Here is a 24,210-nt window from a genome sequence, read left to right as displayed (position 1 = left end):
GCTGGGGAGGATTTAAACGATCACGAGCGGCATCGTCATGGCCGTGCCTGCCAGTCGCTTGTGTCTGGCTGCCGGATTGCCCGGAACGCGAACCTGTCCACATTCGTCGGATCTGACGCGAAAAAAAGAAGCGCCACGACAATGCGTGGCGCCTCCCTGCCTCTGCCTTTCAGCTCAGCAACAACGTATGGGCCGTCCCTTGCCGCCGCCGTAGCGCGCCTCCTGGCGCTCGCGGAAGAACTCCTCGTACGTCATGACCGGCTTGTCCGGATGCTTGTTGTGCATGTGCTCGACGTAATTGTCGTAGTCGGGCATGCCCACCAGCATGCGGGCAGCCTGGCCGAGGTATTTGCCCATGCGGCTCAGGTCATTGAACATGCGCGCAGCCTCCTCAAGCGTCCGGAATTGGCTGGAATGGCGATTCCTTGTCGGTGCGCTCCGGTTTCATCCAGGCGTTGCGCCCCACCTTGAGCGCGTAGAACAGCACGCTCAGCACCACGAAGAGGAACAGCACGGTCAGGGTCGCGTTGGTGTAGGCGTTGAAGATCACGTGCTGCATCTGCGTGATGTCCTTGGCCGGGGCGAGGATCTGGCCAGCATCCAGCGCATCGCTGTACTTCTTGGCCAGGGCCAGGAAACCGACGGCCGGGTTCGGGTCGAGCAGCTTGATCACGCCTGCGGTGGTGGTGCAGATCAGCAGCCAGGTGGCAGGAATCAGCGTCACCCACACATAACGCTGGCGCTTCATCTTGATCAGCACCACGCAGCCCAGCATCAGGGCGATACCGGCCAGCATCTGGTTGGAGATGCCGAACAGCGGCCACAGGGTATTGATGCCGCCCAGCGGGTCGATCACGCCCTGGTACAGCAGCCAGCCCCACAGCGCCACGCAACCCGCGGTGGCGATGACGTTGGCGGTCCAGGACTCGGTTTTCTTCAGCGCGGGGACGAAGTTGCCCAGCAGGTCCTGCAGCATGAAGCGCCCGGCACGGGTACCGGCGTCCACCGCAGTGAGGATGAACAGCGCTTCGAAGAGAATCGCGAAGTGGTACCAGAAGGCCATGGTGTTCTCGCCCGGCAGCACCTGGTGGAGGATCTGCGCGATCCCCACGGCCAGGGTCGGCGCACCACCGGCTCGGGCCAGGATGGTGTGCTCACCGATGTCCCTGGCGGTCGCCTCCAGTTGCTCGGGGGTGATGGCGAAGCCCCAGCCGCTGACTGCTGCGGCGACGCTGGTGACATCCGCCCCCACCACGGCAGGCGGGCTGTTCATGGCGAAGTACACACCCGGCTCGATCACCGAAGCGGCAACCATGGCCATGATGGCGACGAACGACTCCATCAGCATGCCGCCGTAACCGATGTAGCGGGCGTGGGCCTCACTGGCCAGCAATTTGGGCGTGGTGCCGGAGCTGATCAGCGCATGGAAGCCGGACACCGCGCCGCAGGCGATGGTGATGAACAGGAACGGGAACAGCGCGCCCTTCCACACCGGGCCGGTGCCGTCGACGAACTGGGTCAGCGCCGGCATCTTCAGTTCCGGCATGGTGATCAGAATGCCAATGGCCAGCGCGATGATGGTGCCGATCTTGAGGAAGGTCGACAGGTAGTCACGCGGCGCCAGCACCAGCCACACCGGCAGCACTGCGGCGACGAAGCCGTAGCCGATCAGCATCCAGGTGATCTGTATACCGGTGAAGGTGAAGGCCGGGCCCCAGACCGGGTCGGCGGCCACCTGGCCACCGAGCCAGATGGAGGTGAGCAGCAACACCACGCCGACGACGGAAATCTCACCAATGCGGCCGGGGCGGATGTAGCGCATGTAGATGCCCATCAGCATCGCAATCGGGATGGTCGCCATCACGGTGAACATGCCCCACGGGCTTTCCGCCAGGGCTTTCACCACGATCAGCGAGAGGACCGCGAGGATGATGATCATGATCAGGAAGGCGCCGAACAGCGCAATGGTGCCGGCCACCTGGCCCATTTCCTCGCGCACCAGTTCGCCCAGCGAGCGACCATCACGGCGGCTGGAAATGAACAACACCATGAAGTCCTGCACCGCACCAGCCAGGACCACACCTGAGATCAGCCAGAGCGTGCCGGGCAGGTAGCCCATCTGCGCGGCGAGAACCGGGCCCACCAGCGGGCCGGCGCCGGCGATGGCGGCGAAGTGGTGGCCGAAGAGCACGTGCTTGTTGGTCGGAACGTAATCCAGACCGTCGTTATGGATGATCGCCGGTGTGGCACGGGCGGGATCGAGCTGCATCACCTTGTTGGCGATGAACAGGCTGTAGTAGCGGTAGGCAACCAGGTACAGGGCAACGGCGGCCACCACTATCCACAGGGCGTTGATCGCTTCGCCGCGACGCAGCGCGACGACGCCCAGAGCACAGGCGCCGACTACAGCCAGCACTGCCCAGGGCAGGTGGCGCAGGACGCTGTTGTTATTGTTCATAGGAAGCTCCGAATGGATGGACAGACAAGCTGCCGCACAAGCTTAGTCCGTCTGGAGGCAACCGTTGGCCGGCCACCGTCTGCAACGCCCCTTTGCGCGACCGGGGGCTAGAAAAAAGCCGGGCATTGCCCGGCTCTTTTATGCGTTGCGGAACTTAACTCGGCTGCTTGGCGTATCGGGCCAGTTGCTGGTCTCGGCTCATCACGTCCAGGGTCGCGGCCAGTACTTGTTCGCCGGTGACGTCCGCCCCGGAGAAGATGGTGGAGAAATTGGCGTGAGTGACCTGGGCGAAGTGGGCACGGTCGCCCTGCTCGATTCCCAGCAGGGTCGCGTAGGCATCCAGCGCTTCACCCTGGCCTTGAGCCATGTCTTCGGCGATGTTGTCCAGCATGCCGTTCATGGCCAGCAGGGAACGGCCGCCATAGCCAATGCGGACGCTGGAGTCGCAACCGTTGGTGCCCGACGTCAGGCCGAAGGTGGCATTGCCCGACGTACCGTTGGTAGTGGTGGCCAGCAGGTGTGGCACAAGGCCACGCTGACCTTCGAAGACCATCTGGCCCCAACCGCAGCCGCCACCCCCGGCTTGGTCGGCTTGGGCAGCCAGACTCGCCGCACTCAACAGGCCTACGATCAACCCCTTGCTCAGCAGTCGCTTATCCATATTCTGCGCTCCGCATGGATTTATAGAGAAACCGCCTAAGCAGCTTTGGTGACGGATGGGTAACTGTCAAACCAGCGCCAGCAGGCCTTGCCGGCGCGTGGGAATGCGGATGTAATTCGCCGCATTCCGGCTCGAATGCCCAAGGACTCCGCCCCCCCGTGCGCGTCGCATCCATGCCTGTCTTTCATCTACGTGCCGTCCTCGCCCTTCTGCTGCTCCTCGCCGCTGGCTGCCGGCCGGAAGCTCCGCCCGCGCTCGACCAGCAACTCTATATCTGGCAACGGCAATGGCGACCCGCCCATGCCGAAGCCCTGGCCGCGAGCCGCACCGACTTTTCCACCCTGCGGGTGCTTGCCGCCCAGGCCCATCCCGGTGCCGGCTGGTCTCGCATCAGGGTGAATGCCGGGATGCTCCGGGCCGATGGCCGACCGCTGGTGGCCGTGGTGCGCCTGGATGGTCAACTGCCGGAGCTGGACCTGCAGCGCACCCGCGACGATATCCTCGCGCTGATGGCAGACTGGCGCGCACAGGGCCTTGCCGTGCAAGGCCTGGAGATCGACCACGACTGCGCCAGCGCACGCTTGCCGGGCTATCGCGCCTTCCTCCGTGACCTGCGCCAGGCACTGCCATCTGAGCTGAAACTCAGCATTACCGCCCTGCCCGCCTGGCTCGACACCCCCACCCTTCCGGACCTGCTGCGCGAGGTGGACAGCAGCGTGCTGCAGGTCCATGCGGTCAGCGCACCCGCGAGCGGTCTTTTCGACCCTACCCGCGCCCTGGCCTGGGCTCAACGCTGGAGCCAGGCCTCCGACCGCCCCTTCCAGCTCGCCCTGCCCGCTTATGGCATTGCCCTGGTCAATGGACAGGTGGAAAGCGAAAGCCCGCTGGCGCTGGCTGGCCCACGCCACGAACTCCAGGCAGACCCACAGCAACTGGCCGAACTGCTCGCCGACTTGCGACAGAAACGTCCCGAACACCTGGCCGGCGTCATCTGGTTCCGCCTGCCACTGGAAGGCGACCGGCGCGCCTGGCCACTGACGACCCTCAAGGCCGTGGCGCGCGGCGAAAGCCTGTACGCCGACGCCCAGCCATTGATCCGTCAGCGTGGAACGCTCCATGAACTGGCACTGGCCAATCAGGGCAACCTGACCACCGCGCTGCCCCAACGCATCGAGCTGCCGGCGCAAGCCTGCGATTCCGCCGATGCCCTTGCCGGCTATCGCCTGGAACGCACGGCCAACGCGCTGGTATTCACCCGTCATACCGAAGGCCAGCTCACCGCCGGCCAGCAACGTGCCCTGGGTTGGGCACGCTGCCAGCAAATCGATCAAGGAGGATCCCATGTCTACCCCTGAACGCCGCCGGCGCCTGGCCCTGGCCATCTCACTCTGCCTGCCGCTCATGAGTGCCCAGGCCTGTGGACCGGACTTTCCCCTGAGCCTGCTGGGCGACCGTGCCCAGACCCTGGCCGAACTTCCCGAAGGCAACTTCGCCTTTGAAGCCGCGCGCCTGGGCAAGCCTGTACCGGGCCTCGGCCAGTCCGGGGATGCCACCCTGGTGGGCTATTGGGACGACGGAGGAGAGCGATACCTCCAGCAGCGCGACGAGATCGAGCAGAAGGAGTTGGGAGACACCCTCTACCAGCAGGTGAAACGCTTGCGCACGCTGGCCGACGCCAGCCAGGTGGAAGACCAGGGCCAGGAGCTGCCCGCCGAACTGCGCCTCTACAGTGCCGGCGCAGTGGCCTTTGCCCAGCAGGACTACCTGCTGGCCAGCGCCTACTTCCGCCGCGTGCTGGAACTCCCGGCAGACCAGCGCCGCTTGCGCGGTACCTGGGCTGCTTACTCGCTCGGACGTGCCCAGGCCAGCCTGAGCCGCCCCGAAGGCGTCCCCGTCGAAGAAGCCCGGCGCAGCGAGGAAGATCAACGCCTGTTCATGGAGGACGCCGCCCAGTCCGCACGGGAAGCGTTCCAGCAGACTCGCCAGCTCGCCATCCAGGGTTATGCCGACCCGCTGGAGCTGGGCATTGCCAGCCTCGGCGAGGAAGCCCGCCTGGCCTATCTGGCCGGTGACTGGGCCAGCGCCATCCGCCTCTACGCCAGCCAGACCGCCCATCGATCCAGTACCGGCTACAGCTCCCTGCGCCAGCTCGCCGGCGAACTGGCGCGGATGCCCAGCGAAGAGCTGGCGCCGCTGCTGGCCCTGCCGGAAGTGCAGCAGCTGCTCACGGCCCGCCTGCTCAGCCGCATCGACGGCGAGCAGAGCGGTGATGAACGCATCAGCGCGCTGCTGATCGAGAACGCTGGCCTCGACCTGGCCAACGCCGATCGTCTGGCCGCCCTTAGCTACCAGTTCGGCCGCTATGCCGACGCCGAGCACTTCGTCGCCAAGGCCGGCGACAGCGGGCTTGCCTGGTGGCTGCGGGCCAAGCTGGCCCTGCGCGATGGCGACTCCACTCGCGCCACCGAAGCCTATGCCAAGGCCGCCCGCGCCTTCCCCAAGGACGAAGACTGGGGCTACCGACGCACCGAGAACTGGGACTGGGAAGACGTGAAGCCACGCTGCCGCGTGGACGGCGAGAACGCCATCCTTTCGCTCCAGCGTGGCGATTATCTGGATGCCTTCGACCTGCTCTGGCGCACCGGCGAGATCTACTGGTGGGACAGCGCCACCATCGCCGAACGGGTGCTCACCCTGGAAGAACTCAAGGGCTATGTCGACGGCAAGGTGCCGGCGCCCAAACCGCAGACTGCGGAAGAGCGCGAAAACTACCAGCCACGCCCGGTCGCCGCCCAGCTGCGCAACCTGCTGGCCCGGCGTCTGCTGCGCGAAGGCCACTATGCCGAGGCATTACCCTACTTTGACGATGACGAACTGCGCGACACCGCCCGTCGCTACGGCCAGGCCCGCGAGGAGGCGGAAACCCGCTGGACCGCTACCGGACGCGCCGAGGCGCTCTATGAAGCCGCACTGATCGCCCGCGAACAGGGCATGGAGCTGCTGGGGTACGAGATGTCGCCGGACTTCCACAGCCTGGGTGGTTCCTTCGCCCTGCTTCAGGTCGGACAGCAGCAGCCAGGCGACCTGCTGAGCGCGGACGAGGTGAGCCGGCAGAACGAAAACCTCGCTCGGCCCAACACCCGCTATCACTATCGCTGGGTCGCGGCGCAACTGGCCGGCCGCGCCGCCGACCAGTTGCCACAAAGCAGCCAGGCCTTTGCCGCGGTGCTGTGCAAGGCCACCGGTTTCCTGCTCGGCAGCAACCTGAAAGACGCGCGCGGCTACTACCTGCGTTACGTGGAAGATGGCCCCTACGTGCCCTGGGCGGCCAACTTCGGCCGCAACTGCGAAGAGCCGGATTTCGACGCCGCCGGCAAGCGTGTCTGGGAAGAGCGCGGGAACGGGTTACGCGCCCACTTGCGCCCCTACAAGTACCTGCTGGTCGGGGCCGGCGCGCTGGTGGTTGCCCTGTCGATTTTCTGGATCAGGCGTCGCCGCGGCAAATGAACAGCCCGGAGCGCCTTGGCTATAGTGGGTGAAATCTCGCAGGAGCATGACCATGAGTGAAACCGCCAGCGACCGTCGGCGCTTCCACCGCATCAACTTCGACGCCGCCACCACAATCACCCAGGGCGACAAACGCTGGACGGCGGAGCTGCATGACATTTCCCTCAAGGGCTTGCTGGTGATCCGCCCGGCGGACTGGGATGGCGATCCAACAAGCCTGTTCGATGTGCGCGTCGATCTGGGCGCAGACGCCAAGGTCGAGATGGAAGTGGAACTGACCCGCGCCCAGGGCGACCAGCTCGGCTTCGTCTGCCGTCATATCGACCTGGACTCCATCAGCCACCTGCGCCGCCTGGTAGAGCTCAACCTGGGCAGTGAAGAGCTGCTGGAACGTGATCTGACCGCGCTGGGTGAGGAATAGCCCGTCGGCAGCCACTTCTTGTAGGGGCGATTTCAATCGCCAAGCAGACCGCAGGTCTGCCAAAAGCCCCTTTCCCCCTCCCTCTCCCGCAAGCGGGAGAGGGAGCTAAACGTGCCGGTAATGGGCTATCGCTTCTCCTGTAGGGGCGAATTCATTCGCCAAGCAGACTGCAGGTCTGCCAAGAGCCCCTCACCCCAACCCTCTCCCAGAGGGAGAGGGAGCCGTCCGTGCAAGTAATAGCCTTCCCGTTTTCCTGTGGGGGCGATTTCAATCGCTAAGCAGACCGCAGGCCTGCCAATAACCTCCCACCTCAGCCTCACTTCCCACTACTCGAACAGCGCATCCAGCGCCTGCTCCAGCCGTGTCACCGCGACAACGGTCAGACCCGGCGGGTCTTCCTTGGGGGCGTTGCCCTTGGGCACGATCGCCCGTTTGAATCCATGCTTCGCGGCTTCCTTCAAGCGCTCCTGGCCGCTGGGCACCGGGCGCACCTCGCCGGACAACCCCACCTCGCCGAACACCAGCACATCATGGGCCAGGGGGCGGTTGCGCAGGCTGGAGATGATGGCGGCGATCAGCGCCAGGTCGGACGCGGTCTCCAATACCTTCACGCCACCCACCACGTTGAGGAACACATCCTGGTCATAGGTTGGGATACCGCCGTGGCGGTGCAAGACCGCCAGCAGCATGGCCAGGCGGTTCTGGTCCAGGCCCAGGGTGACTCGGCGCGGATTGGCCAGGTGGCTGGTGTCCACCAGCGCCTGTACCTCCACCAACATCGGCCGCGACCCCTCCCACGTGGCCATCACCACGCTGCCGGGCACGGATTCCTGGGCGCGCGTGAGGAAGATCGCCGAGGGGTTGGACACTTCCTTCAGGCCCTTGTCGGTCATGCCGAACACGCCCAGCTCGTTGACCGCGCCGAAACGGTTTTTCACCGCTCGCAACAGGCGCAGTCGGCCGTCGGACTCGCCCTCGAAATAGAGCACCGTGTCCACCATGTGCTCCAGCACGCGTGGGCCCGCCAGGGCGCCTTCCTTGGTCACGTGGCCGACCAGGAAGATCGCCGTGCCGCTCTGCTTGGCGAAACGCACCAGCAGCGCCGCGCTCTCACGGACCTGCGCAACGCCGCCGGGGGCCGACTGGAGTTGCTCGGTGAAGATGGTCTGGATGGAGTCGATCACCATCACCTTGGGCTTCTCCAGCCGCGCGGTGGCGATGATGCTTTCGATACAGGTCTCGGTCATCACCTTGAGCTTGTCTTCCGGCAAGCCCAGGCGGCGGGCACGCATGGCCACCTGCTGCTGGGATTCCTCGCCCGTGACATAGAGCGCAGGGAAGCGCGCTGCGATGTTGCAGAGGGTCTGCAAGAGGATGGTGGATTTGCCGATGCCGGGATCACCGCCAATCAGCACCACCGAGCCGTCCACCAGACCGCCGCCGAGCACGCGGTCCAGCTCATTGGAGGCCGTGGAAAAGCGTGGCATTTCCTCGACGCTGACTTCCGCCAGCGTCTTGATCTGCGCTTGCTGGCCGGTCCAGCCAGTACGCCCGCTCGACGTGGCGGCGGCCCCCTCCAGCACGGTTTCCACCAGGGTGTTCCAGGCCCCGCAATCAGCGCACTGGCCGGCCCATTTGGGGAAAGTGGCGCCGCACTCGGTGCAGCCATACATGCGCTTGGCCTTGGCCATCAGCGGACTCCGTCAAAAACACGAAAGCCCGCATGATAGCGGATCAATCCCGGCAACCGCCGCCGCAGTTGCAGCATTGGCCGCTGGCGCGTCGACGCTGGCGTTCGAGGTCCTCAAGCAGACCATCCAGGCGCATGTGCAGCATGGTCAGGCTGGAGCCGTCTGACGGCTCGCTGCCCTCTTCCACGCGGCGGATGCGGAGTTGCAGCAGGTCGAGCTGACTTTGCAGGCGGCCCAGACGTTCGATGGCTTCCAGGCGCTCAGGGGAAATGGACGACGCAGGCATCATGCCCACGCCGGACATCAGGATGGAGGCGGTCATGGCAAAGGCTCCGGGAAGAAAAGATGGTGCCCAGCCTATGCCCCTGCTCGTCCTGCCCTGTTGACCCCGATCAAATCAAGGCGTCAGCCCTTGGCGCTCCTGAGCATTCGGGCGATTTCATCTTTCAAGGCGACCCTTTGCACCTTCAGACCGTGCAGGGCGCTGTCATCGAGGGCCTTGTTACCGTCCTCGACTTCGTAGATTTGCGAATCCAGATCCTGGTACTCCCCCGCCAACCGGGCAAAGTGCGCATCGCTCTGCAGCAGTGCGCGCATGGTGTCCTTGAACTCCGGGAATTCACGGTTGAGCGGGTGGTGTTCTAGTGGCATGGCAGCGACCCTCCTCTTGCAGCCTCCCTCTCAGGCTAGACCAGGGACCAGAGGCCGAAAGCGCCGCCTGACGGAAACCTCGCCGGACTTGGCACTGCGGCCGCCGCCCCCTAGCATGTGCGCCGGCACAAGGAGGTGGCCATCGCTGGCAGCCTCGACCCGCTGAATTACACTTCAGCGTTGAATCCAGAACCTCAGGGAGTGAAACATGAGCTTGCTCAATGAATTCAAAGCCTTCGCCGTCAAAGGCAATGTGGTCGACATGGCCGTGGGCATCATCATCGGCGCCGCCTTCGGCAAGATCGTCTCGTCCTTCGTGGGCGACGTGATCATGCCACCCATAGGCCTGCTGATCGGCGGGGTCGACTTCTCCGACCTGGCCATCACCCTCAAGGCCGCCGAGGGGGAAATCCCGGCAGTGATGCTGAGTTATGGCAAGTTCATCCAGACCATCCTCGACTTCGTGATCGTCGCCTTCGCGATCTTCATGGGGGTGAAGGTGATCAACAAGCTCAAACGTGAAGAGGCCGCCGCTCCCGAGCTGCCGCCGACGCCGACCCCCGAGGAAACCCTGCTGACCGAGATTCGCGACCTGCTGAAATCGCAGCAGGACAGGCAGCCCTGAAGGACATCGCAAAAGAAACGGCGCCTTGATGGCGCCGTTTCTTCTTGTGGGGGCGAATTTATTCGCGATGGGGCGCGCAGCGACCCTCTGACTTCGTGGAGCGAGCCTGCAGCCCGCTCAGCGATTGAAATCGCCCCCACACAGTCTCTGCTCATCTACACCAGCGGCTTGAGCAACAGGCGATTGACGCGTCTTTCCTTCACCTCGATCACTTCCAGCTGCCAGCCTTCGACTTCCAGGGCGTCGCCGATCACCGGCAGGCGATCCAGCAGGCTCATGGCCAGCCCCGCAAGGGTCTGGTAATCCTCGCCGGGTTTGGCGGCAAAGCCGACGCGCTCCCCCAGCAGGCTCAGGTTCACCGCGCCGCTGACCTTCCAGCCGCCGTCGCACGGCTCGATATCCAGGCCGTCCACTTCGCTGGCATCGGGCAGCTCACCGGCAATGGACTCGAGAATGTCGGTCATGGTCAGCAGCCCCTCGAAGCCGCCGAACTCGTTGACCACGAACGCCACGTGGGTGGAGGCCTTGCGCATTTCTTCCAGGGCGCCCAGCACGGAGGCGCTGTCCGGCAGGTTCGGCGGTATCCGCAGCATCTGCTCGAAATCCGGTTCCTGACCCTGCAACAGTTCGCGCAGCAGTTCCTTCTTGTGCACGTAGCCCAGGGGCTCGTCTACATCGCCACTGCGGATCACCAACAGGCGCGAGTGCGGCGAACGCAGCAGGGCGTCGCGGATGCTTTCGCGCGGCTCGTCGAGGTCGATGCGTCCCACCTCGTTGCGGTTGGTCATCAGGGTTCGGATCGGGCGCTCGGCCAGCCCCAGCACGCCGCTGATCATGATCCGTTCGCGACGGTCGAACGGCACCTTGCCAATGTCGTCGCCATCCAGCAGGTCGGCGATTTCTTCGCCCACCTCATCAGCCTCGACACCACGCCCACCCAGCAAACGCAGCACCGCGTGGGCAGTACGCTCGCGCACGCTGCGGTCGCCCTGGAGCTGGCGCTTGCGGCGCCAGCGCACCAACTGGTTGGCAGCCTCGATCAGCAACGAGAAGCCGATGGCGGCATACAGGTAGCCTTTCGGGATGTGGAAGCCCAGGCCTTCGGCGGTCAGGCTGAAACCGATCATCATCAGGAAGCCCAGACACAGCATGATCACCGTCGGGTGGGCGTTGACGAAGGCGGTCAGCGGCTTGCTGGCGATGATCATCAGACCAATGGACACCACCACGGCGATCATCATCACTTCCAGGTGTTCGACCATGCCCACGGCGGTAATCACCGCGTCGAGGGAGAACACCGCATCCAGCACCACGATCTGCGCCACCACCGGCCAGAACAGGGCGTAGGCTCGGCTGCCATTCTGGCTGTGGACGCGACCTTCCAGGCGCTCGTGCAACTCCATGGTGGCCTTGAACAACAGGAACACACCACCGAAGAGCATGATCAGGTCACGGCCGGAGAAGCTCTTGTCGAACACCTCGAACAGCGGCGTGGTCAAGGTGACCAGCCAGGAAATACTCGCCAGCAGGCCCAGGCGCATGACCAGCGCCAGCGACAGGCCAATCAGGCGCGCGCGGTCACGCTGATGGGGCGGCAGCTTGTCAGCCAGGATGGCGATGAACACCAGGTTGTCGATGCCGAGGACGATCTCCAGGACGATCAAAGTCAGCAGGCCCAACCAGGCCGTGGGGTCAACTATCCATTCCATAGGGATCAGGCTCTCGAACCAGGGTTACAGGCAGGCGCAAACGACGCCTGCGGGCGTTGCATCGACATGCACGAAGGGTAGGCAGCGGTGAGCTGCAATTCGAATTGGCGTGCGCAGACGCCAGTGGGGAGGGGGGCGGCCGCACCCAGGGTTGCAGGGGGCGGCTTACAACTATCGCTGTCCATTGGTTTCCAGTTCGGATAAACGAACTGCGAATGCTAGGTCAGAAATTCACCAACTCTAAGTAGGGAATTTTTACCAATCATGTATGAAATCTCTTAGCGCCGGCGAAAGAGTGGTCTCGGCTCTATTACTGAGCGGCCATAAAGTACGCTCACACCGGCCAGTCCTTTGAGCGCGTCTTCAGCGGATTTGTCCTCCCGCACCGCAAACGCATCGAACCCGCACTGGCGCATGTGGCTGAGCTGGTCGCGCAGCACATCGCCCACCGCACGCAGCTCGCCACGCCAGCCCAGGCGGGTACGCAGCAGGTAAGCCTGGCTGTAGCCCCGGCCGTCGCGGAAGCTGGGGAAATCCACGGCAATCAGGGGCACTCCTTCCAGCAGCGAGGCCAGTTCCTCAACCTCATCGTCCGGCTGCAGCAACAGCCCATCCGTACCGTCTCGCTCGCGCCAGAGCGCCAGGGGCAGGATCAACTGCCCATCCGGCAAGGTTTCACCCGCCTCACGCACCAGGGTCCAAGGGTCGTCCACCAGGCGCGCTTCTCCCTCCACCAGTTTGATCAGGTTGTTCATGCCGGCACCTCCGTCTTGGCGTAGACCCGTTCCTTGAAGGGCTCCAGGCCGATGCGGCGCACCGTGTCGACGAAGCGCTCCTCCGGCTCGCGGTAGTCGCGGAAGGTCGCCACCACCTTCTCGATGACGTCCGGCACCTCGTCGGCACTGAAGGACGGTCCGATCACCTTGCCCAGCTCACTCTGCATACCTTGGGCGCCGCCGAGGGTGATCTGGTACCACTCGCTGCCGCCCTTATCCACGCCGAGGATGCCGATGTTGCCGATGTGGTGGTGGCCACAGGCGTTCATGCAGCCGGAGATGTTCAGGCTCAATTCGCCCAGGTCCTGCAGTGCCGCCGGATCGACGAAGCGCGCCTGGATCGCCTGGGCGATGGGGATGGACTTGGCGTTGGCCAGGGAGCAGTAGTCGCCTCCCGGGCAGGCGATGATGTCGGTGAGCAGGCCGATATTGGCCGTCGCCAGGCCCTGCTCGCAGGCCAGCAGCCAGAGGGTGTGCAGGTCGGCTTTGCGGACGTCAGGCAGCACCAGATTCTGTTCGTGGGCGATGCGGATTTCACCGAAGCCGAAGCGCTCGGCCCAGTCGGCCACCGCTTCCATCTGCGCGGCGGTGACGTCACCGGGTGGTGCCTCGGGCCCCGGCTTGGTGGACAGCACCACAGCGGCGTAGCCCGGCACCTTGTGCGGCTGCAGGTTGCGCGCGCACCAGCGGGCGAAGGCCGGGGCCCGCGCCAGGTGCGTGCCGAAGCCGAGATCGGCGTCATCGAGATGGGCATAGGACGGCGCATCGAAGCTGACGGCGACCCGCTGGTACTCGTCCTCGGTCAACTCGGCGGGTCCATCCTTCAGGTGCTGCCACTCGGCTTCCACCTCGCGGGCGAACGCCTCGATGCCGAGCGCCTTCACCAGGATCTTGATCCGCGCCTTGTACTTGTTGTCGCGCCGCCCGTGGCGGTTGTAGACCCGCAGAATGGCCTCGACATAGGACAGCAGGTGGCGCCAGTGCAGGCCGTCGCGGATCTGTTGGCTGAGGATCGGCGTGCGCCCAAGCCCGCCGCCCACCATCACCCGCAGGCGCATTTCGCCAGCGTCGTCGCGGTACAGGTAAAGGCCAATGTCGTGCATCTGCACGGCGGCACGGTCTTCCTCGGCGGCGCAGAGGGCGATCTTGAATTTGCGCGGCAGGAAGAGGAATTCCGGGTTGATGGTCGACCACTGGCGGAGGATTTCCGCCAGCGGGCGCGGATCCAGCAGTTCATCGGCAGCCACCCCGGCGAAGGCCTCGGTGGTGATGTTGCGTACGCAGTTGCCGGAGGTCTGGATGGCGTGCATTTCCACCTCGGCCAGCTGCTGCAGGATGTCCGGGACTTCAGCGAGTTCGATCCAGTTGAACTGGATGTTCTGCCGGGTGGTGAAATGGCCGTAGCCGCGGTCGTGCGCGCGGGCGATGTGCGCCAGGCAACGCAGCTGGTTCGACGACAGGGTGCCGTAGGGAATGGCGACCCGCAGCATGTAGGCGTGCTTCTGCATGTAGAGGCCGTTCTGCAGGCGCAGCGGCAGGAATTCTTCCTCGCTCAGCTCGCCGCTGATGCGCCGCGCCACCTGGTCGCGGAATTGCGCTACGCGCTCCTGCACCAGGGCGCGGTCGTAGTCGTCGTAGTGGTACATGCAAGCGGGCTCCAGCAAGGCGGGCGGAGCCGTCACTATGTGCGTGCGAGCGAGATGGAAACAGCTTCAGGTTCGCTGCAAAAAACCGTATCAGATGAAACTGTAGGAGCGAGCTTGCTCGCGAAGGGCTGCGGTTCGCGAGCAAGCTCGCTCCTACAGGGCCGCCTTCCATCTGAGCTCTAAAAAGTGCCTTTATCTGAGTCTGTTTCCCCGTCGTCGGGATTTCCAGAATGGCGGCCGCTCAGTCTTCCCAACCGAAAGGCCCGCACATGAACACCGCATTCCCGGAACCGACCTACGACTACAAGGTGGTTCGCCAGTTCGCCCTGATGACGCTCGTCTGGGGCATCGTCGGCATGGGCATGGGCGTGTTCATCGCCGCCCAGCTCGTCTGGCCGGCGCTGAACCTCGACCTGCCCTGGACCAGCTTCGGCCGTCTGCGCCCGCTGCATACCAACCTGGTGATCTTCGCCTTCGGCGGCAGCGCGCTGTTCGCCACCAGCTACTACACGGTGCAACGCACCTGCCAGGCGCGACTGTTCGGTGGCGGGCTGGCCGCCTTCACCTTCTGGGGCTGGCAGGCGCTGGTGGTGATCCTGCTGGTGACCCTGCCTCAGGGCCTGACCACCACCAAGGAATACGCCGAGGTGGAATTCACCGGCGCGGTGTGGATGGGAATCGTCTGGATCGCCTACGCGGTGGTGTTCTTCGGCACCATCATGAAGCGCAAGACCAAGCACATCTACGTGGGCAACTGGTTCTTCGGCGCCTTCATCGTGGTCACCGCGATGCTGCACATCGTCAACCACATGGCCATTCCGGTGAGCTGGTTCAAGTCCTACTCGGTGTATTCAGGCGCCACCGACGCCATGGTCCAGTGGTGGTACGGGCACAACGCCGTGGGCTTCTTCCTGACTACCGGCTTCCTCGGGATGATGTACTACTTCATTCCCAAGCAGGCCGGGCGCCCGGTGTACTCCTACCGGCTGTCCATCGTGCACTTCTGGGCGTTGATCACCCTGTACATCTGGGCCGGCCCGCACCACCTGCACTACACCGCCCTGCCCGACTGGGCGCAGTCCCTCGGCATGGTGATGTCGATCATCCTGCTGGCGCCATCCTGGGGCGGCATGATCAACGGCATGATGACCCTGTCCGGCGCCTGGCATAAGTTGCGCGACGACCCGATCCTGCGCTTCCTCGTGGTGTCGCTGGCCTTCTACGGTATGTCCACCTTCGAAGGCCCGATGATGGCGATCAAGACCGTCAACGCCCTTTCCCACTACACCGACTGGACCATCGGCCACGTACACGCCGGTGCGCTGGGCTGGGTGGCGATGATTACCATCGGCTCACTCTACCACCTGATCCCGCGCCTCTACGGCCGCGCGCAGATGCACAGCGTCGGCCTGATCAACGCCCACTTCTGGCTGGCCACCATCGGCACCGTGCTCTACATCGCCTCGATGTGGGTCAACGGCATCACCCAAGGCCTGATGTGGCGCGCAGTCAACGAGGACGGCACCCTCACCTATTCCTTCGTGGAAGCGCTGGAAGCCAGCCATCCGGGCTTCGTGGTACGCATGGTGGGCGGCATCTTCTTCGTCACCGGCATGCTGCTGATGGCCTGGAATACCTGGCGCACCATCCGCGTGGGCGATGCACGCACCACCGAAGTGGTACCGCAGGCGGTGGTCCATGGATAGCGAGAGCGCCTACGCCCTGCTCAGCCTCGCCGCGCTGACCTTCTTCTACCTCGCCACCCAGGCCTGCCTGGGCGGCAGGAGCCAGCGTCAGCTGGACGAAGCCACCATGCTGCCCTTCGCCGACGACGAGCCCGTGGCCCGGCGCATGGAACGCGCCACAGGCCGCAGCAGCACGGGGTGTAGTTGCCCGGGGCGGTGTGATGGGGGTTGTGCGAGCCGAGTGGAGATGGACGCCTGAGGGCCGAACCCTGTGGGGGCGAATTCATTCGCTAAGGGCTGCGCAGCAGCCCCTATCAACTGTCGGGCAGACCTGCGGTCTGCTTAGCGATTGAAATCGCCCCCACAAAAAAGCGAGAGCAACCACTGCCTACCAATAATTCTCCACCGCCACCTGCCCCGGCCGGCGGGTGAGGCTCAGGTTCATGTCGCGCTTCTTCAGCACAGCACGGGTGTCATCGATCATCTGCGGGTTGCCGCAGAGCATCACGCGGGAATGTTCCGGGGTCAGTTCCAGGCCAGCGGCTTGTTCCAGCTCACCGTTCTCGATCAGGGTGGTGATGCGCCCATGCAGCGCGCCGGGCACTTCCTCGCGGGTCACCACGGGGATGTACAGCAGCTTGTCGGCCACGCCTTCCAGGTAATCACGGTTTTTCAGGTCATCGATCAGCGGTTGATAGGCCAGTTCGGCGGCCTGGCGCACGCTGTAGACCAGGATGATGCGCTCGAAACGCTGCCAGACCTCCAGGTCCTGGAGGATCGACAGGAAGGGCGCCAAGCCCGTTCCGGTGGCCAGCAGCCAGAGGTCGCGACCATCGACGAAGCGGTCGAGGGTGAGGAAACCGAAGGACGTCTTGTCCACCATCAGGGTGTCGCCTTCTTTCAGGCGCGACAGCTCGCTGGTGAATTCGCCTCCCGGCACGACGATGGAGAAGAACTCCAGGTGCTCGTCATGGGGTGCCGACACCATGGAATAGGCGCGCCAGACGGTGCTGCCGTCGGCCTTGGTGACGCCCAGGCGGGCAAACTGGCCAGCGCGGAAGCGGTAGCCCACGTCGCGGGTGGTGCGCAGGGTGAACAGGCTGGGCGTCAGGGTCTCCACTTCCAGCAGGGTCTGACGGGTGAACTTCTCTTCGCTGGCGGTCATACTCCGCTCCCACTCTTTCCGATTCGTTCGAAGGCCGCCCCAGTGTCTCGCAAAGCGGCCTTCAGAAACACCGCCGGTTCTTATGCCTATATTTGCTACGCCTTTTGCCCAGCTCGACCTCGTTCGCCAGCCCGAACAGCAGGACGATCCGCTGCAGGCCTTCGATGCTGCCGATGAATACCTGCTCAGCCACCTGCACGAGCAGGGCATCACGGCCGATACGCGCATCCTGGTACTGAACGACAGCTTCGGCGCGCTGGCGGCCAGCCTCGCGCCCCACGCCCAGGTCACCAGCAGCGGCGATTCCCACCTCGGTCATATCGCCCTGCAACGCAATCTGGCGCGCAATGAACTGGATGTCAGTGGCGTACGCTTCGTGCCTGCCAGTGAAGCGGCTATTGGTCCGTTCGACCGGGTACTGATCCGCGTGCCCAAGACCCTGGCACTGCTGGAGGAACAACTGATCCGCCTGCACGGCCAACTGGCTCCAGGCGCTACTGTGGTCGCCGCCGGCATGGTCAAACACCTGCCCCACGCCGCCGGTGATCTGTTGGCGAAATACATCGGCCCGATGCAGCCGTCGCTGGCGGTGAAGAAGGCACGCCTGCTGATCGCCACGACCGAGCAGAAGCCGGCCATCTCCTCGCCCTATCCCACGCGCTATCAGCTGGACCAGCCACGCCTGACGCTGGTGAACCACGCCAACGTGTTCTGCCGCGAAGGCCTGGACATCGGCACCCGCGCTTTCCTCCCGCACCTGCCACGCAGCCTGGCGGACATCCGCGCGGCGGACCTTGGCTGCGGCAATGGCGTTCTCGGCATCGTCTACGCCCTGGCCAACCCGCAGGCGCAGATGACCCTGGTGGACGAGTCCTACATGGCGGTGCAGTCGGCGCAGGAAAACTGGCGCGCGGCACTGGGTGATCGCCCGGCGGACATCCGCGCTGGCGACGGCCTGGCCGAACAGCCGGAGGATTCGCTGGACCTGGTGCTGTGCAATCCGCCGTTCCACCAGCAGCAGGTGGTAGGCGATTTCCTCGCCTGGCGCATGTTCGTGCAAGCGCGCGATGCGCTGGTGAAGGGGGGCGAGCTATGGATCGTCGGCAACCGCCACCTGGGCTACCACGCCAAGCTCAAGCGCCTGTTCCGGGGTGTGGAGCAGGTGGCGGCGACGCCGAAGTTTGTGGTGTTGAAGGCGAGCAAATAACGCCGCGACTTGCAGGAAACCTTGTGGGGGCGAATTCATTCGCGATGCAGACCGAAGGTCTGCCTTTCGAGACTCATGGGGGCTGCTGCGCAGCCCTTAGCCAATGAATTCGCCCCCACAGGATCAGTGCGTACTCAACCCCGCCGCCGTCATGAACATCCTCAGCAGGTAGGCCACGGCGCCGAGGGCCAGCACGCTGAGGGCCCAGATGCCCACCAGCCAGCCCAGGCGCTGCCACAGCGGTTTCTTCTCTGACTTATCCACAAGGCGCTCCTAGTGGTAGCCGTCTTCCTGGGTCACCTTGCCGCGGAATACGTAGTAGCTCCAGGCGGTATACATCAGGATGAAGGGGATGATGAACAGCGCGCCCACCAGCATGAAGCCCTGGCTCTGCGGCGGTGCCGCGGCTTCCCAGATGGAGATCGACGGCGGGATCACATTCGGCCAGAGGCTGATGCCCAGGCCGCTGTAGCCGAGGAAGATCAGCACCAGGGTCAGCACGAAGGGCGCGTGGTGGGCGTTGTCGGCCACCGCACGCAGCAGTGCCCAGGTGCACACCAGCACCAGGATCGGCACCGGCATGAACCAGAACAGGTTGGGCAGGCTGAACCAGCGCGTGGCGATTTCCTCGTGGGCCAGCGGCGTCCAGATGCTGACGATGCCGGTGATGGCCAGCAGCACCATCACCAGCGGGCGCGCCAGGTCGTGCATCTGCTGCTGCAGGCGGCCTTCGGTCTTCATGATCAGCCAGGTGCAGCCGAGCAGTGCATAGGCGGCGATCAGGCCCAGGCCGCAGAACATCGGGAACGGCGCCAGCCAGTCCAGCGAACCACCGGCAAAGGTGCGGTTCACCACTGGGATGCCCTCGATGAAGGCACCCAGCGCGACGCCCTGGAAGAAGGTCGCGGCGATGGAGCCACCGATGAACGCCTTGTCCCACAGGTGACGCTTGGCCGGCTTGGCCTTGAAGCGGAACTCGAAGGCGACGCCGCGGAAGATCAACCCCAGCAGCATCAGGATGAGCGGCAGGTAGAGCGCGGAAAGCACGACCGAGTAGGCCAGCGGGAAGGCGCCGAACAGGCCGGCACCGCCCAGGATCAGCCAGGTCTCGTTGCCGTCCCAGACCGGCGCGACGGTGTTCATCATCACGTCGCGTTCGCCGCTGTCCTTGACGAAGGGGAAGAGGATGCCGATTCCGAGGTCGAAACCGTCCATCACCACATACATCATCACGCCGAAGATGATGATGATCGCCCAGATCAGTGAAAGGTCGACGCCCATGATCAATTCCTCGGCTCGGTTACAGCGTTTTCGTCATCGTCCATGCCCTCTTCGGTCGCCGAGAGCGGGCGGGCGGGGGTCCGATGCTGGCCGGGGCCGCCGATACCCTGTTCCTTGCCTTCGTTGGTGACCGGGCCCTTGCGCACCAGGCGCATCATGTAGCCCAGGCCGGCGCCGAAGAGCACGAAGTACACCACCACGAAGCTCACCAGGGTCAGGCTCATCTGCGTCACGCTGTGGTTCGACACTGCATCGGCCGTGCGCATCAGCCCGTAGACCACCCAGGGCTGGCGGCCCATCTCGGTGGTGAACCAGCCGGCGAGGATCGCGATCAGTCCGGACGGGCCCATCCACAGGCACAAGTAGAGGAACGGCCGGGACTGGAACAGCCCGCCACGCCAGCGCAGCCAGAGGCTCCAGACGCCGGTGAGGATCATCAGCATGCCCAGGCCCGCCATGATGCGGAACGACCAGAACACCACGGTGGAATTGGGCCGGTCTTCCTTGGGGAATTCCTTCAGCGCCGGCACCTGCTTGTCCAGGCTGTGGGTCAGGATCAGGCTGCCGAGGTAGGGGACCTCCACCTTGAAGCGGGTTTCCTCGCGCTCCATGTCCGGCCAGCCGAAGAGGATCAGCGGGGTGGCTTCGCCGCTGCTGTTGTCCCAGTGGCCTTCCATCGCGGCGATCTTCGCCGGCTGGTGCTTGAGGGTATTGAGGCCGTGCAAATCGCCGATGAACGCCTGTACCGGCGCCACCAGCAGGGCCATCCACATGGCCATGGAGAGCATCTTGCGGATGCCCGGGTTGTCGCGACCACGCAGCAGGTGCCAGGCCGCCGACGCGCCGACGAAGAACGCGGTGGCGAGGAAGGCCGCTGTCGCCATATGCACCAGACGGTAGGGGAACGAGGGGTTGAACACCACGGCGAACCAGTCCACCGGCACCACGCGGCCATCGATGATCTCGAAGCCCTGCGGGGTCTGCATCCAACTGTTGGAAGCGAGAATCCAGAAGGTGGAAATGATGGTGCCGATGGCCACCATCACCGTGGAGAAGAAGTGCAGGCCCGGCCCCACGCGGTTCCAGCCGAACAGCATGACGCCAAGGAATCCCGCCTCGAGGAAGAATGCGGTGAGCACCTCATAGGTCAGCAGCGGCCCGGTGACCGCGCCGGCGAAGTCGGAGAAGGCGCTCCAGTTGGTGCCGAACTGGTAGGCCATGACCAGGCCGGAAACCACACCCATGCCGAAGTTCACGGCGAAAATCTTCGACCAGAAGTGATAGAGGTCGCGGTAGACCTCCTCACGGGTCTTCAGCCACAACCCTTCCAGCACGGCGAGGTAGCTCGCCAGGCCAATGGTGATGGCCGGGAAGATGATGTGGAAGGACACGGTGAAGGCGAACTGCATTCGGGCGAGATCGAGAGCCTCCAATCCGAACATGGCGAATCCTCTAATCAGGTTGATACGGGTGCGGCCCCGCGCGACTCCACCCTATAGAGGATTCGCGCCGGATCGAATTGTTCTTATGGATAGCTGCTGCGACTGGATGCGGGCCAGCCAGGCCCTTCACAAACCCGCGTCGGGGGTTTTGACGCGGATCAAGCAATGCATAGAGAGTAGCCGGTCAAGGCATTTAGGAAGCTGTGGTTCGTTGCCGCGCGACAGGTTGACGCGCGGCCGCGCGCCGCATGAGGTCGTTGGGGGGATGTAGGTTGGCGCTGAGCGCAGCGAAGCCCAACATGCGGACTCACCGGGAATCGTTGGGCTTCGCTGCGCTCTGCCGCAACCTACGGTTGGATTGCCTCAGGACTGTCCACATCGCGCAGCACGCCTGGATCATCCACACCCACCGCTACCCAGGCAGAGGCGTGGGCGCGCAGGACCCGGCGCGCGCCTTCGTCGCCAGTCAATTGCTGCAGCTCGGGCCAGAACTCCCGGCCGAAGAGCACAGGGTGCCCACGTTCATCGTGGTGGACAGGGAAGACGATGCGGCCCGGCGCGGCCTTGGCCACCAGTGCGCGCAGGCTGGATTCGGCTATCCAGGGCATGTCCCCGAGCAGCACGGCGATGGCCTCCCCTTCCCCCGTGGCCAGCGCCCTCGCCCCGGCCGCCAGACTGTGGCCCATGCCCTGTCCGGCGTCTTCGCAGAGGATGATGTTGCAGCCTTCCGGCAGCCCCAATGCGGCCGGATCGTCCTCCGGGCGCAGCACCATATGCACCTCGCCGAACACCGCCTTGGCCCGTTCCAGGCTGGCTGCCAGCAGGGTGCGGCCATCAACCAGGGTGGCGCGGCGCTTGTCGCTGCCAAAGCGGGTGCCGAAGCCGGCGGCGAGGATCAGGGCGGGGACGGTGGGCATCGGTCAGCTCCGTTCAGCTAGGGCGGCACGAACACTGTGGGGGCGAATTCATTCGCTATGCAGACCGCAGGTCTGCCCTGAAAGTTTGTAGGGGGCAGCTGCGCTGCCCAAAGCGAATGAATTCGCCCCCACAAGGAAACACCAGCACCTGCGTATGGCCCTACACCCTTTCCCGCCCAATCCCATTGCGCACCCGCAGGATATCCGCGAGCACCGCCAGGGCGATTTCGGACGGCGTCTTGCTGCCCAGGTTGAGGCCGATGGGGGCGATGATGCGGGCGAGTTCCGCCTCGTTCAGGCCGCCGACCCGGCGCAGGCGCTCCATGCGCTTGGCGCTGGTGGCCATGGAGCCCATCACGCCGATGTAGAAAGCCTCGGTGCGCACTGCTTCGATCATCGCCAGGTCGTCGATCTTCGGATCGTGGGTCAAGGCGACCACGGCGGTGTCGGCATGGCAGCCACCCAGGCGAATGAACTCCGAGGGCAGTTCGCGGCGGATTTCCACGCCCGGCAGCTCGACGCCTTGCAGCGCCTCGTCACGCGGGTCGCAGAGCACCACTTCGAAACCCAGGCTCTGGCCGAACTCGGCGCACACCTGAGCCACCGTGGAATAACCCGCCAGCAGCAAGCGCTGGGCAGCGCCCACGCGCAGGTGCAGCAGATCGCCCTGGCGCTCTACCCGTGGGCCATGCTCGCGATCCGGCAGAAGACGGCGTGCACCATCGGGCAGGGAAACCTCGCGGATCAGCCGGCGCTGGCCCGCCAGTGCGCTTTCCAGCTCGCGCAGGTGGGCCTGGACATCGCAGTCGGAGGGCAGGTTTTCCACCAGCACGTCCAGGATGCCGCCACAGGGCAGGCGGATCGACGACTGGGTATCGCTGCCGTCGCCGTAACGCACCAATTGCACCGGTTCGGGGAAAGCGCCGGCGGCCAGGCGTTCGAGGAAATCATCCTCCACGCAGCCCCCGGACAGGGAACCTATCCAGTGGCCGTCGGCGGTAGCGGCCAGCAGCGAGCCCGGCGCGCGAGGCGCCGAGCCGTAGGTGGCAAGGACGGTGCACAGCCACACGCGCTGGCCGGAAGCCGACCATTCGAGGGCCTTGCGTACCACCAGCAGATCCAGGTGTTGCATCGAGGGTGCTCGCTGTCAGTGGGACTGGACTTCGCTGCGCAGCTCCGCCACCCGCTCCGGACTCACCTCGCCATCGAGGCCGCCCCAGGTCTGACGCAGGTAGTTGAGCAGGTCGCGCAGTTGGCCGTCGTCGAGTTTATCCCTGAAGCCGGGCATTGGCTGCATCCGCTCGAAACCGGTGAACTGCTGTTCGCGAATGCCGTCGTCGATCACCCGCAGCAGGTTGCGGGAATCCGCCAGGCGCAGGGTGGTGTTGCCGTTCATGGCGACCGCCACATGGGGCACGCCCTCCCCCGCCGCTCCATGACAACCGGCGCAGACGTTGAGGTAATCCTGACGGCCACGGGCTGCGCTTTCGCCCAGCTCGGCGTCGGCCACCGCGGCGATCTTGCGCGGTGTCGGCGGCTGCTCACCCAAGAGGTAAGTGGCCATGGCGCGATGATCGTCCTTCGGCAGGTACTGGGTGCTGTGGTGCAGCACCGGGTACATCTCGTTGAACACCGAGCCCTGGTCGCTGATGCCGTGCTTGAGGAAGGTGGTCAGGTCATCCGTGGTCCAGCCGCGCTCGGCCAGGTCCTTGGCCAGCAGGCTCGGAGCCTCGTAGCCGAGGATCACGCCGCCCGTCATGCGCAGGTCCTGCTGCAAGGCGCCGACGGCATTACGCGGGGTATGGCATTCGCCGCAGTGGCCGAGCACTTCCACCAGGTACTGGCCGCGCTGCCACTCCTCACCCTTGCCATCGGCCGCTTCGAGCTGCACGCGGTTCTTGTAGAGCATGTTCCAGAAGGTCATGCCGAAACGCACGTTGAACGGGAAGGCCAGGTCGGTCTTCGGGCTCGGCTTGGCGATGGGATCCAGGCTCATCAGGTAGGCGTAGATGGCATCGGAGTCTTCACGCTTGAGCAGGTGGTAGGAGGTGTACGGCATGGCGGGGTAGAGCTTGCCGCCATCCTTGCGCTCACCCTGGGTCACCGCCTTGAAGAACTCGTCGGCCGTGTAGTTGCCGATACCGTGTTCCTTATCCGGGGTGATGTTGGTGCCGTAGATGGTGCCGAACGGCGATACCAACGGCAGGCCGCCGGCGTACTCGGCGCCGCCTTCGATGCTGTGGCAGGCCACGCAGTCGGCGGCGCGGGCCAGGTACTTGCCGCGCTCGACCAGCGCCTTGTCCGCCGGTTCTTCAGCCGCCTGGGCGGCCAGGGGCAGCAGCAGTGCCGCGAGAAGGAAAGAACGCAT

General features: G+C 64.8%; 23 protein-coding genes. 7 read left to right on the top strand and 16 right to left on the bottom strand.

Annotated features, from left to right (window positions below):
* Positions 1-174: 174 nt before the first annotated feature.
* The 3 genes from DM872_RS20250 to DM872_RS20240 all read right to left on the bottom strand — a co-directional run bounded on the left by DM872_RS20250 (position 175) and on the right by DM872_RS20240 (position 3,119).
* Entirely contained in the window at positions 175-378 is a 204-nt protein-coding gene (locus DM872_RS20250) for a YbdD/YjiX family protein (RefSeq protein ID WP_077525116.1), read from the bottom strand.
* Between the two features lie 13 nt (positions 379-391).
* Positions 392-2,458 carry a carbon starvation CstA family protein gene (locus DM872_RS20245; protein ID WP_179061138.1) on the bottom strand — a complete coding sequence of 689 codons (2,067 nt, stop codon included), beginning with the start codon at positions 2,456-2,458 and terminating at the stop codon, positions 392-394.
* A 154-nt stretch (positions 2,459-2,612) separates the two neighbouring features.
* Positions 2,613-3,119: a DUF3015 domain-containing protein gene (locus DM872_RS20240; protein ID WP_077525118.1), complete on the bottom strand. Its 507-nt coding sequence runs from the start codon at positions 3,117-3,119 to the stop codon at positions 2,613-2,615.
* Positions 3,120-3,292: 173 nt separating this feature from the next.
* On the opposite strand from DM872_RS20240, the gene DM872_RS20235 reads away from it, so the two are divergent.
* From DM872_RS20235 to DM872_RS20225, 3 genes are read left to right on the top strand one after another with little or no spacing between them, the layout of a single operon-like run.
* Positions 3,293-4,474, top strand: a complete 1,182-nt coding sequence (locus DM872_RS20235; RefSeq protein ID WP_179061137.1) for a DUF3142 domain-containing protein — start codon at positions 3,293-3,295, stop codon at positions 4,472-4,474.
* Positions 4,461-6,626: a hypothetical protein gene (locus DM872_RS20230; protein WP_179061136.1), complete on the top strand. Its 2,166-nt coding sequence runs from the start codon at positions 4,461-4,463 to the stop codon at positions 6,624-6,626. The genes DM872_RS20235 and DM872_RS20230 overlap by 14 nt, the downstream gene beginning before the upstream one ends.
* A gap of 52 nt (positions 6,627-6,678) precedes the next feature.
* A complete protein-coding gene (locus tag DM872_RS20225) occupies positions 6,679-7,047 on the top strand; it encodes a PilZ domain-containing protein (protein ID WP_179061135.1) in 369 nt (122 codons plus the stop codon).
* 326 nt (positions 7,048-7,373) lie between these two features.
* Here DM872_RS20225 and radA read toward each other — a convergent pair whose 3' ends face one another.
* The 3 genes from radA to DM872_RS20210 form a co-directional block, all read right to left on the bottom strand.
* Positions 7,374-8,738: a DNA repair protein RadA gene (gene radA, locus DM872_RS20220; protein ID WP_179061134.1), complete on the bottom strand. Its 1,365-nt coding sequence runs from the start codon at positions 8,736-8,738 to the stop codon at positions 7,374-7,376.
* A 43-nt stretch (positions 8,739-8,781) separates the two neighbouring features.
* Entirely contained in the window at positions 8,782-9,060 is a 279-nt protein-coding gene (locus DM872_RS20215) for a hypothetical protein (protein ID WP_077525123.1), read from the bottom strand.
* A gap of 83 nt (positions 9,061-9,143) precedes the next feature.
* Positions 9,144-9,389 carry a YdcH family protein gene (locus DM872_RS20210; RefSeq protein ID WP_077525124.1) on the bottom strand — a complete coding sequence of 82 codons (246 nt, stop codon included), beginning with the start codon at positions 9,387-9,389 and terminating at the stop codon, positions 9,144-9,146.
* 208 nt (positions 9,390-9,597) lie between these two features.
* Here DM872_RS20210 and mscL point away from each other — a divergent pair, with 208 nt between their 5' ends.
* A complete protein-coding gene (gene mscL / locus DM872_RS20205) occupies positions 9,598-10,014 on the top strand; it encodes a large-conductance mechanosensitive channel protein MscL (RefSeq protein ID WP_077525125.1) in 417 nt (138 codons plus the stop codon).
* Positions 10,015-10,169: 155 nt separating this feature from the next.
* On the opposite strand, the gene DM872_RS20200 is transcribed toward mscL, so the two are convergent.
* The 3 genes from DM872_RS20200 to DM872_RS20190 all read right to left on the bottom strand — a co-directional run bounded on the left by DM872_RS20200 (position 10,170) and on the right by DM872_RS20190 (position 14,145).
* Positions 10,170-11,723 (bottom strand): TerC family protein, encoded by a 1,554-nt coding sequence (locus DM872_RS20200; RefSeq protein ID WP_179061133.1) that lies wholly within the window; start codon positions 11,721-11,723, stop codon positions 10,170-10,172.
* A 278-nt stretch (positions 11,724-12,001) separates the two neighbouring features.
* The gene (locus DM872_RS20195; RefSeq protein WP_179061132.1) at positions 12,002-12,478 is read right to left on the bottom strand and encodes a DUF934 domain-containing protein; all 477 of its coding nucleotides are present in this window, start codon (positions 12,476-12,478) and stop codon (positions 12,002-12,004) included.
* The gene (locus tag DM872_RS20190) at positions 12,475-14,145 is read right to left on the bottom strand and encodes a nitrite/sulfite reductase (protein WP_179061131.1); all 1,671 of its coding nucleotides are present in this window, start codon (positions 14,143-14,145) and stop codon (positions 12,475-12,477) included. The genes DM872_RS20195 and DM872_RS20190 overlap by 4 nt, the downstream gene beginning before the upstream one ends.
* Before the next feature lie 269 nt (positions 14,146-14,414).
* Here DM872_RS20190 and ccoN point away from each other — a divergent pair, with 269 nt between their 5' ends.
* Both ccoN and DM872_RS20180 read left to right on the top strand, forming a co-directional pair.
* Entirely contained in the window at positions 14,415-15,851 is a 1,437-nt protein-coding gene (gene ccoN, locus DM872_RS20185) for a cytochrome-c oxidase, cbb3-type subunit I (protein ID WP_179061130.1), read from the top strand.
* Positions 15,844-16,089 carry a cbb3-type cytochrome c oxidase subunit 3 gene (locus DM872_RS20180; protein ID WP_179061129.1) on the top strand — a complete coding sequence of 82 codons (246 nt, stop codon included), beginning with the start codon at positions 15,844-15,846 and terminating at the stop codon, positions 16,087-16,089. Before ccoN ends, DM872_RS20180 begins: the two co-directional genes overlap by 8 nt.
* A gap of 129 nt (positions 16,090-16,218) precedes the next feature.
* Here DM872_RS20180 and DM872_RS20175 read toward each other — a convergent pair whose 3' ends face one another.
* Complete coding sequence (locus tag DM872_RS20175; protein WP_179061128.1) at positions 16,219-16,995, bottom strand: ferredoxin--NADP reductase; 777 nt, start codon at positions 16,993-16,995, stop codon at positions 16,219-16,221.
* An 82-nt stretch (positions 16,996-17,077) separates the two neighbouring features.
* On the opposite strand from DM872_RS20175, the gene DM872_RS20170 reads away from it, so the two are divergent.
* The gene (locus tag DM872_RS20170) at positions 17,078-18,202 is read left to right on the top strand and encodes a methyltransferase (RefSeq protein ID WP_179061127.1); all 1,125 of its coding nucleotides are present in this window, start codon (positions 17,078-17,080) and stop codon (positions 18,200-18,202) included.
* A gap of 123 nt (positions 18,203-18,325) precedes the next feature.
* On the opposite strand, the gene DM872_RS20165 is transcribed toward DM872_RS20170, so the two are convergent.
* The 6 genes from DM872_RS20165 to DM872_RS20140 all read right to left on the bottom strand — a co-directional run bounded on the left by DM872_RS20165 (position 18,326) and on the right by DM872_RS20140 (position 24,210).
* Positions 18,326-18,466 carry a DUF2474 domain-containing protein gene (locus DM872_RS20165; protein ID WP_036997560.1) on the bottom strand — a complete coding sequence of 47 codons (141 nt, stop codon included), beginning with the start codon at positions 18,464-18,466 and terminating at the stop codon, positions 18,326-18,328.
* Positions 18,467-18,475: 9 nt separating this feature from the next.
* Complete coding sequence (cydB, locus tag DM872_RS20160; protein ID WP_179061126.1) at positions 18,476-19,483, bottom strand: cytochrome d ubiquinol oxidase subunit II; 1,008 nt, start codon at positions 19,481-19,483, stop codon at positions 18,476-18,478.
* Positions 19,484-19,485: 2 nt separating this feature from the next.
* Positions 19,486-20,925 carry a cytochrome ubiquinol oxidase subunit I gene (locus DM872_RS20155; protein ID WP_179061125.1) on the bottom strand — a complete coding sequence of 480 codons (1,440 nt, stop codon included), beginning with the start codon at positions 20,923-20,925 and terminating at the stop codon, positions 19,486-19,488.
* Positions 20,926-21,272: 347 nt separating this feature from the next.
* Positions 21,273-21,842, bottom strand: coding sequence for a nucleotidyltransferase family protein (locus tag DM872_RS20150; RefSeq protein WP_179061124.1), 570 nt, complete (start codon positions 21,840-21,842; stop codon positions 21,273-21,275).
* Between the two features lie 160 nt (positions 21,843-22,002).
* Entirely contained in the window at positions 22,003-22,974 is a 972-nt protein-coding gene (locus tag DM872_RS20145) for an XdhC family protein (RefSeq protein WP_179061123.1), read from the bottom strand.
* Positions 22,975-22,989: 15 nt separating this feature from the next.
* Positions 22,990-24,210: a cytochrome c gene (locus DM872_RS20140; protein WP_179061122.1), complete on the bottom strand. Its 1,221-nt coding sequence runs from the start codon at positions 24,208-24,210 to the stop codon at positions 22,990-22,992.

It is taken from the genome of Pseudomonas taiwanensis, from assembly GCF_013393345.1.
Lineage (GTDB): Bacteria > Pseudomonadota > Gammaproteobacteria > Pseudomonadales > Pseudomonadaceae > Metapseudomonas > Metapseudomonas resinovorans_C.
This window is presented reverse-complemented; position numbering and strand designations above follow the sequence as displayed.

Bases quoted from the DNA above. Each gene is read 5' to 3' on its own strand.
- cydB (WP_179061126.1), bottom strand. From the start codon at position 19,483: ATGGGCGTCGACCTTTCACTGATCTGGGCGATCATCATCATCTTCGGC.
- ccoN (WP_179061130.1), top strand. From the start codon at position 14,415: ATGAACACCGCATTCCCGGAACCGACCTACGACTACAAGGTGGTTCGC.
- mscL (WP_077525125.1), top strand. From the start codon at position 9,598: ATGAGCTTGCTCAATGAATTCAAAGCCTTCGCCGTCAAAGGCAATGTG.
- DM872_RS20250 (WP_077525116.1), bottom strand. From the start codon at position 378: ATGTTCAATGACCTGAGCCGCATGGGCAAATACCTCGGCCAGGCTGCC.
- DM872_RS20235 (WP_179061137.1), top strand. From the start codon at position 3,293: ATGCCTGTCTTTCATCTACGTGCCGTCCTCGCCCTTCTGCTGCTCCTC.
- DM872_RS20145 (WP_179061123.1), bottom strand. From the start codon at position 22,974: ATGCAACACCTGGATCTGCTGGTGGTACGCAAGGCCCTCGAATGGTCG.
- DM872_RS20240 (WP_077525118.1), bottom strand. From the start codon at position 3,119: ATGGATAAGCGACTGCTGAGCAAGGGGTTGATCGTAGGCCTGTTGAGT.
- DM872_RS20155 (WP_179061125.1), bottom strand. From the start codon at position 20,925: ATGTTCGGATTGGAGGCTCTCGATCTCGCCCGAATGCAGTTCGCCTTC.
- DM872_RS20210 (WP_077525124.1), bottom strand. From the start codon at position 9,389: ATGCCACTAGAACACCACCCGCTCAACCGTGAATTCCCGGAGTTCAAG.
- DM872_RS20170 (WP_179061127.1), top strand. From the start codon at position 17,078: ATGCCTATATTTGCTACGCCTTTTGCCCAGCTCGACCTCGTTCGCCAG.
- DM872_RS20150 (WP_179061124.1), bottom strand. From the start codon at position 21,842: ATGCCCACCGTCCCCGCCCTGATCCTCGCCGCCGGCTTCGGCACCCGC.
- DM872_RS20140 (WP_179061122.1), bottom strand. From the start codon at position 24,210: ATGCGTTCTTTCCTTCTCGCGGCACTGCTGCTGCCCCTGGCCGCCCAG.
- DM872_RS20230 (WP_179061136.1), top strand. From the start codon at position 4,461: ATGTCTACCCCTGAACGCCGCCGGCGCCTGGCCCTGGCCATCTCACTC.
- DM872_RS20175 (WP_179061128.1), bottom strand. From the start codon at position 16,995: ATGACCGCCAGCGAAGAGAAGTTCACCCGTCAGACCCTGCTGGAAGTG.
- DM872_RS20180 (WP_179061129.1), top strand. From the start codon at position 15,844: ATGGATAGCGAGAGCGCCTACGCCCTGCTCAGCCTCGCCGCGCTGACC.
- DM872_RS20225 (WP_179061135.1), top strand. From the start codon at position 6,679: ATGAGTGAAACCGCCAGCGACCGTCGGCGCTTCCACCGCATCAACTTC.
- radA (WP_179061134.1), bottom strand. From the start codon at position 8,738: ATGGCCAAGGCCAAGCGCATGTATGGCTGCACCGAGTGCGGCGCCACT.
- DM872_RS20215 (WP_077525123.1), bottom strand. From the start codon at position 9,060: ATGACCGCCTCCATCCTGATGTCCGGCGTGGGCATGATGCCTGCGTCG.
- DM872_RS20195 (WP_179061132.1), bottom strand. From the start codon at position 12,478: ATGAACAACCTGATCAAACTGGTGGAGGGAGAAGCGCGCCTGGTGGAC.
- DM872_RS20200 (WP_179061133.1), bottom strand. From the start codon at position 11,723: ATGGAATGGATAGTTGACCCCACGGCCTGGTTGGGCCTGCTGACTTTG.
- DM872_RS20245 (WP_179061138.1), bottom strand. From the start codon at position 2,458: ATGAACAATAACAACAGCGTCCTGCGCCACCTGCCCTGGGCAGTGCTG.
- DM872_RS20190 (WP_179061131.1), bottom strand. From the start codon at position 14,145: ATGTACCACTACGACGACTACGACCGCGCCCTGGTGCAGGAGCGCGTA.